Origin of the sequence: Streptomyces sp. NBC_01006 (genome assembly GCF_045162725.1) — a bacterium.
Lineage (GTDB): Bacteria > Actinomycetota > Actinomycetes > Streptomycetales > Streptomycetaceae > Streptomyces.
In genome coordinates, this window is record NZ_CP108700.1 from 2,699,092 (window position 1) to 2,714,377 (window position 15,286).

General features: G+C 72.0%; 15 protein-coding genes. 11 read left to right on the plus strand and 4 right to left on the minus strand.

Annotated elements, in window-relative coordinates; all coding sequences use genetic code 11:
* Positions 1-61 precede the first annotated feature (61 nt).
* Positions 62-1,423 (minus strand): glutamine synthetase family protein, encoded by a 1,362-nt coding sequence (locus tag OG509_RS12210; protein ID WP_406182420.1) that lies wholly within the window; start codon positions 1,421-1,423, stop codon positions 62-64.
* A 174-nt stretch (positions 1,424-1,597) separates the two neighbouring features.
* Here OG509_RS12210 and OG509_RS12215 point away from each other — a divergent pair, with 174 nt between their 5' ends.
* The 4 genes from OG509_RS12215 (at position 1,598) to OG509_RS12230 (ending at position 3,988) form a co-directional block, all read left to right on the plus strand.
* Entirely contained in the window at positions 1,598-2,002 is a 405-nt protein-coding gene (locus OG509_RS12215) for a hypothetical protein (protein ID WP_406182422.1), read from the plus strand.
* Positions 2,003-2,074: 72 nt separating this feature from the next.
* A complete protein-coding gene (locus OG509_RS12220; protein ID WP_406182423.1) occupies positions 2,075-2,728 on the plus strand; it encodes a DUF3105 domain-containing protein in 654 nt (217 codons plus the stop codon).
* Positions 2,725-3,438 carry a DUF305 domain-containing protein gene (locus OG509_RS12225; protein WP_406182425.1) on the plus strand — a complete coding sequence of 238 codons (714 nt, stop codon included), beginning with the start codon at positions 2,725-2,727 and terminating at the stop codon, positions 3,436-3,438. Before OG509_RS12220 ends, OG509_RS12225 begins: the two co-directional genes overlap by 4 nt.
* 130 nt (positions 3,439-3,568) lie before the next feature.
* Positions 3,569-3,988, plus strand: a complete 420-nt coding sequence (locus OG509_RS12230) for a CBS domain-containing protein (RefSeq protein WP_406182427.1) — start codon at positions 3,569-3,571, stop codon at positions 3,986-3,988.
* Here OG509_RS12230 and OG509_RS12235 read toward each other — a convergent pair.
* Positions 3,973-4,854, minus strand: coding sequence for an alpha/beta fold hydrolase (locus tag OG509_RS12235; protein ID WP_406182429.1), 882 nt, complete (start codon positions 4,852-4,854; stop codon positions 3,973-3,975). The two genes, OG509_RS12230 and OG509_RS12235, sit on opposite strands and share 16 nt — an antisense overlap.
* Positions 4,851-5,561: a DUF998 domain-containing protein gene (locus OG509_RS12240; protein WP_406182430.1), complete on the minus strand. Its 711-nt coding sequence runs from the start codon at positions 5,559-5,561 to the stop codon at positions 4,851-4,853. Before OG509_RS12240 ends, OG509_RS12235 begins: the two co-directional genes overlap by 4 nt.
* 71 nt (positions 5,562-5,632) lie before the next feature.
* Between OG509_RS12240 and OG509_RS12245 the strand changes: the two genes are divergently transcribed.
* From OG509_RS12245 to OG509_RS12260, 4 genes are all read left to right on the plus strand, one after another.
* Positions 5,633-6,103: a hypothetical protein gene (locus OG509_RS12245; RefSeq protein ID WP_406182434.1), complete on the plus strand. Its 471-nt coding sequence runs from the start codon at positions 5,633-5,635 to the stop codon at positions 6,101-6,103.
* Positions 6,104-6,192: 89 nt separating this feature from the next.
* Entirely contained in the window at positions 6,193-7,839 is a 1,647-nt protein-coding gene (locus OG509_RS12250; RefSeq protein WP_406182435.1) for a multicopper oxidase family protein, read from the plus strand.
* A gap of 155 nt (positions 7,840-7,994) precedes the next feature.
* The gene (locus tag OG509_RS12255) at positions 7,995-9,140 is read left to right on the plus strand and encodes a hypothetical protein (protein WP_406182437.1); all 1,146 of its coding nucleotides are present in this window, start codon (positions 7,995-7,997) and stop codon (positions 9,138-9,140) included.
* A 100-nt stretch (positions 9,141-9,240) separates the two neighbouring features.
* Positions 9,241-10,995: an NAD+ synthase gene (locus tag OG509_RS12260; protein WP_406182439.1), complete on the plus strand. Its 1,755-nt coding sequence runs from the start codon at positions 9,241-9,243 to the stop codon at positions 10,993-10,995.
* A gap of 48 nt (positions 10,996-11,043) precedes the next feature.
* Here the strand turns inward: OG509_RS12260 and OG509_RS12265 are convergent, their stop codons facing one another.
* A complete protein-coding gene (locus OG509_RS12265) occupies positions 11,044-12,072 on the minus strand; it encodes an endonuclease/exonuclease/phosphatase family protein (RefSeq protein WP_406182441.1) in 1,029 nt (342 codons plus the stop codon).
* A gap of 362 nt (positions 12,073-12,434) precedes the next feature.
* Here OG509_RS12265 and panB point away from each other — a divergent pair, with 362 nt between their 5' ends.
* The 3 genes from panB to OG509_RS12280 all read left to right on the plus strand — a co-directional run bounded on the left by panB (position 12,435) and on the right by OG509_RS12280 (position 15,264).
* Positions 12,435-13,295, plus strand: a complete 861-nt coding sequence (panB, locus tag OG509_RS12270) for a 3-methyl-2-oxobutanoate hydroxymethyltransferase (RefSeq protein ID WP_327131832.1) — start codon at positions 12,435-12,437, stop codon at positions 13,293-13,295.
* Positions 13,296-13,405: 110 nt separating this feature from the next.
* Positions 13,406-14,416, plus strand: coding sequence for an ATP-binding cassette domain-containing protein (locus OG509_RS12275; protein ID WP_406182443.1), 1,011 nt, complete (start codon positions 13,406-13,408; stop codon positions 14,414-14,416).
* Complete coding sequence (locus OG509_RS12280) at positions 14,413-15,264, plus strand: ABC transporter permease (protein WP_406182445.1); 852 nt, start codon at positions 14,413-14,415, stop codon at positions 15,262-15,264. The genes OG509_RS12275 and OG509_RS12280 overlap by 4 nt, the downstream gene beginning before the upstream one ends.
* The last annotated feature ends 22 nt before the right edge of the window (positions 15,265-15,286 follow it).

The following is a 15,286-nucleotide window of genomic DNA, read 5'->3' on the forward strand; positions in this document are numbered from 1 at the left end:
GGCGGTCGATGACCGTCGGCCCGGCGTATCAGAGAATTCTGGCAGTGGCGCTTACCTGCGGTCAGAGGACCGGGAGGTTCTTGCGGAGTTCGAAGGCCGTGACCTCCGAGCGGTACTCCTCCCACTCCTGCTTCTTGTTGCGCAGGAAGAAGTCGAAGACGTGCTCGCCCAGGGTTTCGGCGACCAGTTCGCTGCGTTCCATCAGGGAGATGGCCTCGCCGAGGTTCTGGGGGAGGGGTTCGATGCCCATCGCGCGGCGTTCGGCGTCGGAGAGGGCCCAGACGTCGTCGTCGGCGCCCGCCGGGAGTTCGTAGCCCTCCTCGATGCCCTTGAGGCCGGCCGCGAGGAGGACGGCGTACGTCAGGTACGGGTTGGCGCCCGAGTCGATCGAGCGGACCTCGATGCGGGAGGAGCCCGTCTTGCCCGGCTTGTACATCGGGACGCGGATCAGGGCCGAGCGGTTGTTGTGGCCCCAGCAGATGTACGAGGGGGCCTCGCCACCGGAGCCGGCCGTGCGGGAGGAGCCGCCCCAGATGCGCTTGTAGGAGTTCACCCACTGGTTCGTCACCGCCGCCGTCTCCGCGGCGTGGCGCAGCAGGCCCGCGATGAAGGAGCGGCCGACCTTGGAGAGCTGGTACTCGGCTCCCGACTCGTAGAAGGCGTTGCGGTCCCCCTCGAAGAGGGAGAGGTGGGTGTGCATGCCCGAGCCGGGGTACTCCGAGAACGGCTTGGGCATGAAGGTGGCCTGGACGCCCTGCTCCAGCGCGACCTGCTTCATCACCAGGCGGAACGTCATGATGTTGTCGGCCGTCGAGAGGGCGTCGGCGTAGCGGAGGTCGATCTCCTGCTGGCCCGGGGCGCCCTCGTGGTGGCTGAACTCGACCGAGATGCCCATGGATTCGAGCATGGTGATCGCCTGGCGGCGGAAGTCCATGCCGACGTTCTGCGGAGTGTGGTCGAAGTAGCCGGAGTTGTCCGCCGGCACCGGGCGGGTCCCGTCCAGCGGCTTGTCCTTCAGCAGGAAGAACTCGATCTCCGGGTGGGTGTAGAAGGTGAAGCCCAGGTCGGAGGTCTTGTTCAGGATGCGCTTGAGGACGAAGCGCGGGTCCGCGAAGGAGGGGGAGCCGTCCGGCATCAGGATGTCGCAGAACATCCGGGCGGTCCCGGGGGCCTCCGCGCGCCACGGCAGTATCTGGAACGTGCTGGGGTCCGGCTTGGCGATCATGTCGGACTCGTAGACCCGGGCGAAGCCCTCGATGGCCGAGCCGTCGAAGCCGATGCCCTCGTCGAAGGCCTGCTCCAGCTCGGCCGGGGCGACCGCGACGGACTTCAGGAAGCCCAGTACGTCGGTGAACCACAGGCGCACGAACCGGATGTCGCGCTCCTCGAGCGTCCGGAGGACGAATTCCTGCTGCTTGTCCATGCCTTCATCCTCGCAGTTCAGACGGCCTGTGCACCACTCCCCCGAGGGTGTGTGGGCACGGTCGGGCGGGCCCAGTATCGCCAGCCGCGGTTTCCGCCACATTACGCACCCTTGAAAGCTCGTGGCACCCCCGCACTGACCTCGGGGCCGTCATGAGCATTACCATCTGCGCCCATGGGGGGCCGGGAGCACATACGACGCGGGCGCATCGGGCGCCGTGTACGTCGGCGTGCCGTCATCGTGGTCGCCCTCTCCGTGCTGTTCGGAGCCCTGTTCCTGTGCGTACGGCCGGGCGAGCCGCATGCCGGGAACGCCGCGAGCGCCGGGGCCACCGGGGCCGCCATCACCCCGGCCACGCAGACGGCGCGCGCCGTCTGCGTGGCTCCCGACGAACCGCCCGGCTGCTCCCCCTTCTCGCACGTGGCCCCCGGCGTGCTGCCCGCCCCGCCGCCCGCCGTGACCGTGCCGGGCTCCGCCCCGGATCCCGTCGCGCGCGCCGCCGACGGCGGGCCGGCCCGGCCGCACGGGACGCTCGCGCGCGCCCCCGACCTCCATGCCCTCCAAGTGCTGCGGACCTGACCGGTCCGGGCGCCGTACCGCGCTCCACCGGATCCATCCCTCCACCCCCCTCAGCAGAAGGATTCAGGGCACATGGCCAGCAGCACCTCTCCCGACAACAGCTCCCGCCAGGCGCGCATAGCCGAGATGCGCCGCGCCGAACGCTCCCGCGACCGGCGCAACGCGGCCCTCGCGATCACCGCCTCCGTGGCCGTCGCCGCCGCGCTCATCGGATTCGGCGCATGGGTGTTGATCGACAAGAAGGAGAAGAAGGACGCCGCGGTGGTGGCCGCCAAGGCCCCCGTGAACGGCGAGCAGACCTGGGACGCGAAGACGCTGGGCCGCAACCACGTCGAAACCCCGGTGAAGTACCCGATGAACCCGCCGGTCGGCGGCGACCACAACCCGCGCTGGATGAACTGCAACGGCGACGTCTACAAGAACGCGGTCCCCGAGGTCAACGCCGTCCACTCGCTGGAGCACGGCGCGGTCTGGGTGACGTACAACGAGAAGGCCGCCAAGGGCGACGTCGACGCGCTCGCCGGGACGGTGGCCAAGACCCCGTACACGCTGATGAGCCCGGTCAAGGAGCAGGCCGGCACGATCATGCTGAGCGCCTGGGGCAAGCAGCTGACGGTGGACAAGGCGGACGACCCCCGGGTCGCGCAGTTCTTCACCAAGTACGTGCAGGGCCCGCAGACCCCCGAGCCCGGCGCCGCCTGCACCAACGGGCTGGCCGAGAAGTGACCCGTACGTACTGGGCGGCCGGGACGGCCGTCCTGCTCGCGCTCCTGTTCGCGGTGGCGGCCACGGTCGCCTCCGCGAGCGGGGGCGACGGAGACGGCTCCCGTACGTCGTCCCGCGCGCCTGGCCTCTACTCGCCGGACGCGGGTTTCGCCCGGGACATGGCCGTGCACCACCAGCAGGCGGTGGAGATGTCGTTCATCGTGCGGGACCGCACCAAGGACGAGCCGGTGCGCTCCCTCGCGTACGACATCGCCAACACCCAGGCCAACCAGCGCGGCATGCTGCTGGGCTGGCTGGACCTGTGGGGGCTGCCGAAGGTGGTGGCCGACGAGCCGCCGATGTCCTGGATGGGGTCGGCGGATCAGCACGCCGGACACGACATGGCGGGGCACGACATGGGCGGGTCCGACATGGCCGGGCACGACATGGGCGGCGCCACCGCCAAGCCCGGCGCGCTCATGCCCGGCATGGCCACCAAGGAGGAGCTCTCGCAGCTCGGCGCCGCCGAGGGCCGGGACGCGGAGGTGCTCTACCTCCAGCTGATGACCGACCACCACAAGGGCGGCGTCGCGATGGCCCGGGGCTGCGCGGCGCAGTGCGAGACCCCCGCCGAGCGGGCGCTGGCCCAGGGCATGGTCGAGGCGCAGCAGTCGGAGCTCACCCTCATGGCGGACATGCTGAAGCAGCGCGGGGCTGCGCCGCGCGGGTGACGGGACACGCTCGTACGGTGGTGAGAGGCGTCCTCTCACCCGTACGGGCGTGTGCTCCGCCGCGTGGGGGAGCGCCGCGGCCGAGCGCGTCCGCGAGCGGCTGTGAACGGCGTTCAGGGAGGTTTCAGCGATGACGACCGCCGCAGACATCATGCACCCCGGGGCCCAGTGGATCCCCGCCACCGAGACCCTCGACCGGGCCGCCCAGCTGATGGCCCGGCTCAATGTGGGCGCCCTGCCCATCAGCGACGCCGACGAGCGGCTGTGCGGCATCCTCACCGACCGCGACATCGTCGTGAACTGCGTGGCCAAGGGGCACGACCCGGCGAAGGTCACCTGCGGTGACATGGCCCAGGGCACCCCGCGCTGGATCGACGCGGGCGCGGACGTCACCGACGTCCTGGAGGAGATGGAGAACCACCAGATCAAGCGCCTGCCGGTCATCAGGAACAAGAAGCTGGTCGGCATGATCAGCGAGGCCGACCTGGCCCAGCACCTCTCCGAGGAGCAGCTGGCGGGCTTCATGGAGAAGGTCTACGCGAAGCGCTGACCCGATTTCCGCACCCCCGCGTCCAGGACCGCCCGCGCCACCTCGCCCGGGCGGTCCGGCATGACCAGGTGCCCCGCGGGCTCGGCGACCACGAAGCGGGCGCCGAGCCGGTCGGCCAGCTCCGCCTGGCGCTCGCACCACCGCAGGGCACCCCGGCCCGCCGAGCCGTCGTACCCGGCGAGGACGGTGACGGGCACGGCCGGCGGGCGCCCGGTCCGCAGCGCGAGCACCTCGGCGGCGGTGTCGAGGTAACGGGCGTTCTCCAGCAGGGCGCCCCGCCAGACCCGGCCGGTGCGGTAGACGCGGCGTACGAGGTCCCGCGCAGCCGGATCGGAGCCGCCGGTGCGGGAGGCCCGTACGGCGGCGCGCCGCGCGAGCGGACCCAGCGCGGCGGGCAGCCCGGCGGCGGTCAGGGCCCGGCCGAGCACGCGCGCGGCGCCGGTGCGCAGCCCGGCGGGCAGCACCGTACGGGGATCTTCCTCGATGCTGGTGTCGACCAGGACCAGGGCTGCGGTGCGCTCGGGGTACAGGCGGGCGAAGGCCTCGGCGTGGAACCCGGCGATCGAGTGCCCGGCGACGGTGACGGGGCCGGCCAGGCCGAGCGCATCCAGCAGCCCGGCGATCCGGCGGGCCTCCCCGGCGGCGGTCGGCGGGGCGGTGGCGGGGCCGCTCAGCCCGTGCCCGGGGCGGTCGAAGCGGACCACCGTACGGCCCTGCGCGACGAGCAGCGCGGAGACGGGGTCCCAGTCGAACCAGGCCATCGCGAGCCCGGCGCTCAGCACCACGGGCGGCCCGCTCCCCTCGACGACGACGTGCAGCGGAACCCCGTCCGCCCCGTCCACCCGTACGAAACGGCCGGTCGTCACGTGCGCCGCTCCTTGTGGACGGAGTACGCGAGCAGGCCCAGCCAGAGCGCCACGAACAACACCTGCAGCCGCTGCCCGGCCCCGAGCGCCCAGGTCCCGCGCCCGGCGGTGAACAGCGCGATGGCGGACAGGGTCCAGACGGTGGCCAGCAGCTCCAGCGCCACCAGGGCGGGTCCGTAGCGGGCGAGCGGGGCGAGGCGGCGGTAGCGGCGGGCGGCGAAGGTGAGGGCCACTATCCCGACGAGGGCGCCGGTCATGGCGAGGCTGCTGCTGACGGCATGCGCCTGATGGGTGGCCGGGACCAGGCCGGCGGTCTCCCGCGCTGCGCACACGGGGTCCACGGTCGGCGTGCAGCTGAGCGGGAGCCAGGCGTCGGCGGCGGTGGCCGCACCGAAGAGGGTGACGCCGGCCCAGCCGACGACCGACCAGGGGAGCCGGGATCCGCCGCCCCGCAGCAGCCAGGCGAGCCCCAGCAGGCCGCCCGCGAAGGCGAGCAGGCCGGCGGTGAAGTCGGTGGCCCGGAAGAGCCCGCCGAGCGGCTGGTCCTGGGCGGCCAGCTCGCTGACGTACGTCTCGATGGGGTTCAGGCCGGTCGAGAGGACGACCTCCAGCACCCAGGCGGTGTACGCGGCGGCGCCCAGGCCGATGAGGAGGACGACCGGCCACGGATTCCTGGTGAACAGTCCCTTTTCGGGATGTGTGGACATACTGCGCATCTTCCTCAACACGGCGGACCCGGTCCTACGATCAGATACCCACCCGGGGTAGGGTTCCGCCCATGACGCGCCCTGCCCAGCGCACCGCACAACGAGCCGCCCGGTGGCCCCGGCTGCTGCTGCTCGCTGCGCTGCTCCTGGGCATCGTCACCATGCACACCCTGGGCCATCCGAGTCGGTCCCACACCATGGAGGACGCGACTGCGGTCGCCACCGTTGCCTCGGCCGCGCGTGCGGCCGACCACACCTCGGGCCGCGTCTCGGGCCACACCTTCGGCCGGACGGCGGACCACGCCCCGGGCGACCGGGGCCCCGCCGCCGAGGCTCCGCCGGCCGGCTCCGGCATGGACCCCATGTCGGTGTGCCTGGCCGTGCTCGGCGGGCTCACCCTGCTGATCCTGGGCGCCGGACCGGCCGGCCTCCGCGACGCCGCGCCGCTCGGGGGCGCGGCCCGCGCGCCGGGCCGGTCCGGCGGACCCGACCCGCCCTCACCCCGCGAACTCCTCACCCGGCTCGCGGTACTGCGCGTATAGCGACGGGCCCGCTGCCGCCCCCGCATGCCCGCGCGGCGGCAGCAGACGGCGCCCATCCGCTCGTACGACACACGCCACGAGGTGCTTCCATGCGCTCTCTTCCCACCCGCCCCACTCGCCCCACCCGCCGCGCCGTGCTAGGCGCCACCGCCGCCCTCGCCGGTTCGGGGCTGCTCGCCGCCTGCTCCGACGGCCCCGGCATGTCCGACGGCTCCGGCATGGACCACGGCTCCATGAACCACGGCGGCCCCTCCCCCGCCGCCTCGCCGGGCGGCTACGTCGACCCCGCCGGGCCCGAGGTGCAGGCCGCCGAGGCCGCCCGCAAGGCCACCGGACCGGTCTCCGAGGTCAGGCTGACCGCCACCGCCACCCCGCTCGACCTCGGCGGCGGGCTCACCGTCCGCTCCTGGGCGTACGGGGACCGGCTGCCCGGCCAGGAGGTCCGGGTCACCGCGGGCGGCACCCTCGCCCTGACCCTGGCCAACAACCTCCCGCAGGCCACCTCCCTGCACTGGCACGGCCTCGCCCTGCGCAACGACATGGACGGGGTCCCGGGCCTGACCCAGCGGGACATCGCGCCGGGCGGGTCCTTCACGTACCGCTTCGCCGTCCCGCACCCGGGAACGTACTGGTTCCACCCGCACTCGGGGGTCCAGCAGGACCGCGGCCTTTACGCGCCGCTCATCGTCGAGGACCCGAAGGAGCCCCTCGCGTACGACAAGGAGTGGGTGGTGGTCCTGGACGACTGGGTCGACGGAGTGGACGGCTCCACCCCCGACGCGGTCCTCGCCGAACTCCGCAAGGGCATGGACATGGGGGCGGGCGGCGGCCACGCGGGCCACGGCGCCCCCGCCCCGCAAACCCCCGCCCCGCAGACCCCGGCCGCGGGCGGCGCGCCCTCGCGGCTGCTCATGGGCGGGGAGAGCGACGTCCTCGGCAAGGACCCGGGCGACGTCGCGTACCCGTACTACCTGGTCAACGGCCGGACGGCACAGGACCCCTCGGTCTTCAACGCCAAGCCGGGCGACCGGATCCGGCTGCGGATCGTCAACGCGGGCGGGGACACCGCCTTCCGGATCGCCCTCGGCGGCCACGAACTGACGGTCACCCACACCGACGGCCACCCGGTGGAGCACGCGAGGACCGGCTCCCTGCTGCTCGGCATGGGCGAGCGGTACGACGTACTGGTCACCGCGCAGGACGGGGTGTTCCCGCTGACCGCGCTCGCCGAGGGCAAGGGCGGGTCGGCATCGGCCCTCGCCCTGCTGCGCACCGGGCCGGGTACGGCGCCCACGGCCGCGACCCGGCCCGCAGAGCTGAACAGGACACCGCTGACGGCGGACGGACTGCGGGCGGCCGAGCCCGCCGTCCTGGCGGCCCGTACGCCGGACCGCACGATCCGGATCGAACTGACCGGCGGGATGGCGAAGTACGACTGGGCCTTCGACGGCAAGCCGTACACCCCGGACCAGCGGCACCCGGTGAAGGCGGGCGAGCGGGTCCGGCTGGAGTTCAACAACTCCACAACGATGTGGCACCCGCTCCACCTGCACGGGCACACCTTCGCCCTCGGCGGCGGTGCGGGCGGCGCGCGCAAGGACACCGCGCTGATCCTGCCGGACAAAAAGCTGACGGTGGACTTCGACGCCGACAACCCCGGGCTGTGGATGGCTCATTGTCACAACGTGTACCACGCGGAGGCCGGGATGATGACGGTGCTCGGCTACCAGCGGTAGCCCTCCGCCGGGGAGTCCGGCCCCCGGTCCCCGGCCCGTCCCCGGCCCGTGGGCCGGGGACGGGCCGGGGGCCGAACCCCCTTGGAGCCGTACGGGGCGCATGGCAGGCTTGGTGATCACCCCGCACACCACCCCCGTGAGGACTCCCGCCAGGTATGAGCACGCCCCCGAACCAGCCCGAGCACCCGTCCGGTCCGCCGACGGAGCCCACGGGCACGCCCATACCGGCGCCGGCCTCGGACACGCCCTCCGCGCCCGAGCCGGCACAGCCGCTCTCGCTCCGGAAGACCCCGGAGCCCACGCCGGAGCCGACCCCGACCCCGGCCCCGGCCCCGGCCCCGGCCCCCGAAGCGCAGCCCGAGCCGGCCCCGGCCCCCGCGCCTCAGCCCGCGCCCGCCCCGGCCTTCGCGCCGCCCGCGCCCGTGCCCCCGGCCCCCTCCTTCGGCGCGCCGGCGGCGCCCGTACCGCCCGGGGGCGCCTGGGGCGCCCACCCCGGCGCCATCCCCGGCAACCCGTGGGGCACGCCCCCGCCTGCCACCACCAACGGCCTGGCCGTCGCCGCCCTCATCCTCGGCATCGCCGCCGTGCTCATCGGCCTGATCCCGTTCATATTCTGGGCGGGCGCCCTCCTCGCCGTGGTCGGCATCGGCATCGGCATCGGTGCCCTCGTCCGCGCCTCGAAGGGCGCCGGCCGCAAGTCGATGGCCGTCACCGGCACGGTCCTCGCCGTGCTCGGCCTCGGCTCCTCGGTCGGCGGCCTCTTCCTCACCGGCCTCGTCGTCACGAACGTGGCCGACGCCAAGCTCAAGGAGGGCTGGAAGGTCCCGGACGACATCGGCGGCAGCCGGCCGCCGGTCCCCAGGTTCTCGCCGAAGCCGCTGCCGTCGCCCTCGCCCACGCAGGTCCCCGGCATCACTTCCCCGCTGCCGTTCGGCGAGACGTACACGTACCCGAACGGCATCAAGGTGACCCTCTCGGCGCCGAAGAAGTACGTCACGAAGAACAAGTACTCCACGGTCGGCAACGCGGTGGAGTTCACGCTCACCATCACCAACAACTCCACCGAGACCCACAACGTCATCTACGCGGTGCCCAACGTCCGCGACGACAAGGGCATGACCGCCAAGCTCGCCTTCGACGGCGGCGACGTCCCGAAGATGATCAGGGGCGACATCCTGCCGGGCGAGTCCGCCAGCGGGATCCTGGCCTACGAGGTCCCCGAGGGCACCGACCACCTCTCGGCCGACATCTCCCCCGGCATCCGGCTGCCCAGCGCGAAGTTCAGCGGCTCGATCGGCTGACCGGAACGCGGCGTAGAACACGGCGGAAAGCACGGCGGAAAACACGGCAAGAGGCACGGACCCCAGGACATCGCGTCAGAAAGACGATTACACTGGGCCCGTGCCTCAACTTCGCCTCGCTCTGAATCAGATCGACTCGCAGGTCGGCAACATCGCCGCCAACGCCGACTCGGTCGTCCACTGGACCCGGCACTCCGCCGAGCAGGGCGCCCACCTGGTGGCGTTCCCGGAGATGATGCTGACCGGGTACCCCGTCGAGGACCTCGCCCTGCGCGCCTCCTTCGTCGAGGCCTCCCGTACCGCGCTGCGCGAACTCGCGGAGCGGCTGGCGGCCGAGGGCTTCGGCGGACTGCCGGTCGTCGTCGGCTACCTCGACCGTACGGAGCAGGCCGCCCCGCGGCTCGGCCGCCCCGCCGGGTCCCCGGAGAACGCGGCCGCCGTGCTGTACGGCGGGAAGGTCGTCCTCCGGTTCGCCAAGCACCACCTCCCCAACTACGGCGTGTTCGACGAGTTCCGGTACTTCGTGCCGGGCGACACCCAGCCGGTCGTCCGGGTCCGCGGCGTCGACGTGGCCCTGGCCATCTGCGAGGACCTCTGGCAGGAGGGCGGCCGCGTCCCGGCCACCCGCTCCGCCGGGGCCGGCCTGCTGATCTCCGTCAACGCCTCCCCGTACGAGCGCAACAAGGACGACCTGCGCCTCGAACTGGTGCGCAGGCGTGCCAAGGAGGCCGGCTGCACCCTCGCCTACCTGGCGATGATCGGCGGCCAGGACGAGCTTGTCTTCGACGGGGACTCGATCGTCGTCGACGCCGACGGCGAGGTCATCGCCCGCGCCCCGCAGTTCTCCGAGGGCTGCGTCCTCGTCGACCTCGACCTGCCGGCCGCCCGCGCCGACGCCCCCGAGGGCCTCGTCGACGACGGGCTGCGGATCGACCGCGTGATCCTCTCCGAGGAGCCGGTGGAACCGTATGAGCCCGTGGTCACCGGCGGGTACGCCGACCGCCTGGACGACGACGAGGAGATCTACGACGCGCTGGTCGTGGGGCTGCGCGCGTACGTCAAGAAGAACGGATTCCGCTCCGTCCTGATCGGGCTCTCCGGCGGCATCGACTCCGCGCTCGTCGCCGCCGTCGCCTGCGACGCGATCGGCGCGCAGAACGTGTACGGCATCTCGATGCCCTCGAAGTACTCCTCGGACCACTCCAGGGGCGACGCCGCCGATCTGGCCGACCGGACCGGCCTGAACTTCCGGACCGTACCGATCGAGCCGATGTTCGACGCCTACATGGGCTCGCTGGGCCTGACCGGCCTGGCGGAGGAGAACCTCCAGTCCCGGCTGCGCGGCACCATGCTGATGGCGGTCTCCAACCAGGAGGGCCACATCGTGCTGGCCCCGGGCAACAAGTCGGAGCTGGCCGTCGGCTACTCCACCCTGTACGGCGACTCGGTGGGCGCGTACGGCCCGATCAAGGACGTCTACAAGACGGACGTCTTCCGGCTCGCGCGCTACCGCAACCGGGCCGCGGCCGAGCGCGGCGAGACCCTGCCGATCCCGGAGAACTCCATCGTGAAGCCGCCGAGCGCCGAGCTGCGCCCGGGCCAGGTGGACACGGACTCGCTGCCGGACTACCCGGTGCTCGACGCGATCCTGGAGCTGTACGTGGACCGCGACCAGGGCATCGACGCGATCGTCGAAGCCGGCTTCGACCGTGCGCTGGTCGCCAAGACCCTGCGGATGGTGGACACGGCGGAGTACAAGCGGCGCCAGTACCCGCCGGGCACGAAGATCTCCGCGAAGGGCTTCGGCAAGGACCGCCGGCTGCCCATCACGAACGGCTGGCGGGAGCACGCGTAGCCGCTGCCGCCGCCGGGTCTCACCCGTATGGGCGTACGGGCGTACGCGCTACTGCTTCACGGTCAGCCGCGCGGCGATCGGCAGGTGGTCGCTCCCGGTGCGCGGCAGGCTCCAGGAGGCGTCCGGCGTGATCCCGCGGACCATGATCTGGTCGATCCGGGCCATCGGGAACTGGGCCGGCCAGCTGAACCCGAAGCCGTCGCCCGCCGCGCCCTGCGTGGAGCGCATCTGCGAGGTGACGTCGGACAGGGACCGGTCGTTCATGGTGCCGTTGAGGTCGCCGAGCAGGATGACCTTCTTCAGCGGTTCGGCGGCGAGCGCGGAGCCCAGGGCGGCGGCGCTGTTGTCGCGCTGGTTGGCGGTGAAGCCCGCGTTGAGCTTGACCCGCACGGAGGGCAGGTGGGCGGCGAAGACGGCGATCTTTCCGTACGGGCTGTCCACGGTGGCGCGCATGGCGCGGGTCCAGCCCATCTTTATGTCGACGGGAGTGCTGGAGCTGAGCGGGTACTTGCTCCACACGCCGACCGTGCCCTCGACGGAGTGGTACTTGAACCCGCCGGCCAGGGCCCGCTCGTAGACGGGGACGACGCTGCCCTTGAGCTCGGTCAGGGCCAGCACGTCCGCGCCCGACTTGGCGATCTGGGCGGCGGTGCCCCGCGGGTCGGGGTTGTCTGCGTCGACGTTGTGGGTGGCGACCATCAGGTTGCCGCCGGAGCCGGACTTGTCGAGGACCAGGCTGCCGAAGAGGTTCACCCAGACGACGGCCGTCAGCAGTATCGCGATCAGCGCGGTGGCCGACTTGCGCACGACGGCGGCGGCGAGCAGGAGCGGCACGGCCAGGCCCAGCCAGGGCAGGAAGGTCTCGGTGAGGCTGCCGAGGTTGCCCACGTCGTTCGGCAGCTCGGCGTGGAAGATCATGATCAGCGAGATCAGGGCGGCCAGGGCCGCGGTCACGATCCCGCGCCGCCAGATGCCCCGGTCCCGGCGCAGCCCGGCCAGTCGGCGCCGGAGGCGGGATCCGGAGGGCTCGGGCTCCGAGCCGCCGTTCCCCGTCTCCGTCATGTACGCCTGTGCCATGCCACTGCCCTCGCTGCCGTGCTCGCGCTCCGTCCCCGCACCTTGACCCTAGGCGATCGACGGAGCCTTCCGTGCCGTTCTTCCGGCCGTACGTCCGGGAGGACGAACGGCCGTGTGGCCGAGGTTCCGCTTGTCACGAAACGCGTACATTGCCTCCCGCGCGCGCCGAACCGCCGATGAGGGGACCATGAGAGGTCCAAGAGGGGGCCATGAGGGTGCAGGGAGTGGTCCTCGCGTGCGGCAGGAGTGTGACGTACGGGTCCTCCCACCACTTTCGCCACGGCCCTGGCAGGTGCCACCATGGTGGGTGAGTCCGGGGACGCCGTAAGGGCGCCTCGAGATGACATCAAGGAGCAGTTGCAATGACGCATGCCGTTTCGCCTGCCCGCGAAGCCTCCTCCCCCACCCTGTACGGAGGCACGGGCACCCGGCGGATCACCGTCCGCGACCTCACCCTCGCCAAGGAGCGCGGCGAGAAGTGGCCCATGCTCACCGCCTACGACGCGATGACCGCGTCCGTCTTCGACGAGGCCGGCATCCCGGTCATCCTGGTCGGCGACTCCATGGGCAACTGCCACCTCGGCTACGAGAACACCGTCCCCGTGACGATGGACGAGATGACCATGCTGTCGGCGGCCGTCGTACGCGGCACCGGCCGGGCCCTGGTCGTCGGCGACCTGCCGTTCGGCTCGTACCAGGAAGGCGCCGTGCAGGCGCTGCGCAGCGCCACCCGCCTCGTGAAGGAGGCCGGTGTCGGAGCCGTGAAGCTGGAGGGCGGCGAGCGCTCGCTGCACCAGACCGAGATGATCGTGCAGTCCGGCATCCCCGTCATGTCCCACCTGGGCCTGACCCCGCAGTCCGTGAACGCCATGGGTTACCGGGTGCAGGGCCGCGGCGACGAGGCCGCGCACCAGCTGCTGCGCGACGCCAAGGCGGCGCAGGACGCGGGCGCGTTCGCGGTGGTGCTGGAGCTGGTTCCGGCCGAGCTGGCCGCCGAGGTCACCCGGTCCCTGCACATCCCGACGGTCGGCATCGGGGCCGGCGCGGAGTGCGACGCGCAGGTGCTGGTGTGGACGGACATGATGGGCCTGACCGGCGGGAAGATGCCGAAGTTCGTCAAGCAGTACGCGAACCTGCGCGCGACCATGGGCGACGCGGCGAAGGCCTTCGCCGAGGACGTGGTCGGCGGAACGTTCCCGCAGGCCGAGCACAGCTTCCACTGACCGGGTAGCCCCGTACCGACAGCCCGCCGACGCGTCGTCGGCGGGCTGTCGGTTTCCGGACTGCTTCCTGTCGGTCGCCTGTCGGTGCGTTGTCGGTGGCGGATGGTCCCATGGTGGACATGACGCGAAACGACAAGAATCCCGTGAACGGCTCGCACGCCGTCGAGGTACGGGGGCTGGTCAAGCACTACGGCGAGACGAAGGCCCTGGACGGGGTCGACCTGGACGTCCGCGAGGGCACGGTCCTCGGTGTCCTCGGCCCCAACGGCGCCGGCAAGACCACCCTCGTACGCTGCCTCTCCACCCTGATCGTCCCGGACGCCGGGACCGCGACCGTCGCCGGCTACGACGTGGTCCGCCAGCCGCGGCAGCTGCGCCGCACCATAGGCCTCACCGGCCAGTACGCCTCGGTCGACGAGAAGCTCTCCGGCTGGGAGAACCTCTACATGATCGGCCGGCTGCTCGACCTGTCCCGCAAGGACGCCCGGTCCCGTGCCGACGAGCTGCTGGAGCGGTTCTCGCTCACCGAAGCCGCGAAGAAGGCCGCGATGAACTACTCCGGCGGCATGCGCCGCCGGCTCGACCTGGCCGCCTCGATGATCGGCCGCCCGGCCGTGCTCTACCTGGACGAGCCGACCACCGGCCTCGACCCCCGTACCCGCAACGAGGTGTGGGACGAGGTGCAGCGGATGGTCGCCGAGGGGGCCACCGTCCTGCTCACCACCCAGTACATGGAGGAGGCCGAGCAGCTCGCGAGCGAGCTGACGGTCATCGACCGGGGCAAGGTCATCGCCAACGGCAAGGTCGACGAGCTGAAGGCCCGGGTCGGCGGCCGGACCCTGAAGATCCGCCCCGTCGCCGCGTCCGACCTGCCTGGCATGGCCCGCTCGCTGGCCGAGGCCGGGCTCGACGGGGTCGCCGGTTCGCAGGCGATCCCGGACGAGGGCGTGCTGCTGGTCCCGATCCTGAGCGACGAGCAACTGACCGCCGTGGTCGGCCTGCTGGCCGCCCGCGGGTACGCGATCGCCGACCTCGGCACGTACCTGCCCAGCCTGGACGAGGTGTTCCTGTCGATCACCGGCCAGAAGCCCACCGAGATGACCGAGGAGGTCGCGGCATGAGCACCGTAACCACGACGAAGCCCGCTCCCACCGCACCCGGCCGGGCCTCGGTGGCCGTTGGGCACGGAGAGGGCCGGATCGGCCTGCGGGCCAACCTGCGGCACATCGGCGCCCTGGTGCGCCGCAACGCACTGCAGATCAAGCAGGACCCTGAGTCGATGTTCGACGTCCTGTTCATGCCGATCATCTTCACGCTGCTGTTCGTGTTCGTCTTCGGAGGCGCCGTCGCCGGCAAGGGCAACCAGGGCGCGTACGTGAGCTACCTGATCCCGGGCCTGATGGCCATGATGGGCATGAACATCGCCATGGCGGTGGGCACCGGGGTCAACGACGACTTCAAGAAGGGCGTGATGGACCGCTTCCGGTCCATGCCGATCGCCCGTTCGTCCGTGCTGCTCGCCAAGATCATCGTCGAGATCGGCCGGATGCTGGTCGCCATCGCCATCCTGCTGTGCGTGGGCTTCATCCTCGGCCTGTCGATCCAGGGCTCGGTGCTGGACCTGTTCTTCGCCATCGGCCTGTCGCTCGTCTTCGGCGCCTCGCTGATGTGGATCTTCATCCTCCTGGGTCTGACGATGAAGACCGCGCAGGCGGTCCAGGGCATGGCGATGCTGGTCCTGATGCCGCTGCAGTTCGGCAGCTCGATCTTCGCCAAGCCGTCCACCATGCCCGGCTGGCTGCAGACCTTCACGGACTACAACCCGCTGTCCAACCTGGCCGACGCGGCGCGCGCCCTGATCAACGGGTCTCCCGTCGGCAACTCGGTGTGGATGACCCTGGCCTGGTCGCTCGCCATCACGGCGGTCACCATGCCGCTCGCGGTCCGCAAGTTCCGCCAGAAGACCTGATCCGGGCCGGCCGGTCCGTTCC

What these genes read in the sequence shown, in the direction of transcription:
- OG509_RS12210 (WP_406182420.1), bottom strand. Translation starts at nt 1,423, where the DNA reads ATGGACAAGCAGCAGGAATTCGTCCTCCGGACGCTCGAGGAGCGCGAC.
- OG509_RS12215 (WP_406182422.1), top strand. Translation starts at nt 1,598, where the DNA reads ATGGGGGGCCGGGAGCACATACGACGCGGGCGCATCGGGCGCCGTGTA.
- OG509_RS12220 (WP_406182423.1), top strand. Translation starts at nt 2,075, where the DNA reads ATGGCCAGCAGCACCTCTCCCGACAACAGCTCCCGCCAGGCGCGCATA.
- OG509_RS12230 (WP_406182427.1), top strand. Translation starts at nt 3,569, where the DNA reads ATGACGACCGCCGCAGACATCATGCACCCCGGGGCCCAGTGGATCCCC.
- OG509_RS12240 (WP_406182430.1), bottom strand. Translation starts at nt 5,561, where the DNA reads ATGTCCACACATCCCGAAAAGGGACTGTTCACCAGGAATCCGTGGCCG.
- OG509_RS12245 (WP_406182434.1), top strand. Translation starts at nt 5,633, where the DNA reads ATGACGCGCCCTGCCCAGCGCACCGCACAACGAGCCGCCCGGTGGCCC.
- OG509_RS12250 (WP_406182435.1), top strand. Translation starts at nt 6,193, where the DNA reads ATGCGCTCTCTTCCCACCCGCCCCACTCGCCCCACCCGCCGCGCCGTG.
- OG509_RS12255 (WP_406182437.1), top strand. Translation starts at nt 7,995, where the DNA reads ATGAGCACGCCCCCGAACCAGCCCGAGCACCCGTCCGGTCCGCCGACG.
- OG509_RS12265 (WP_406182441.1), bottom strand. Translation starts at nt 12,072, where the DNA reads ATGGCACAGGCGTACATGACGGAGACGGGGAACGGCGGCTCGGAGCCC.
- panB (WP_327131832.1), top strand. Translation starts at nt 12,435, where the DNA reads ATGACGCATGCCGTTTCGCCTGCCCGCGAAGCCTCCTCCCCCACCCTG.
- OG509_RS12275 (WP_406182443.1), top strand. Translation starts at nt 13,406, where the DNA reads ATGGTGGACATGACGCGAAACGACAAGAATCCCGTGAACGGCTCGCAC.
- OG509_RS12280 (WP_406182445.1), top strand. Translation starts at nt 14,413, where the DNA reads ATGAGCACCGTAACCACGACGAAGCCCGCTCCCACCGCACCCGGCCGG.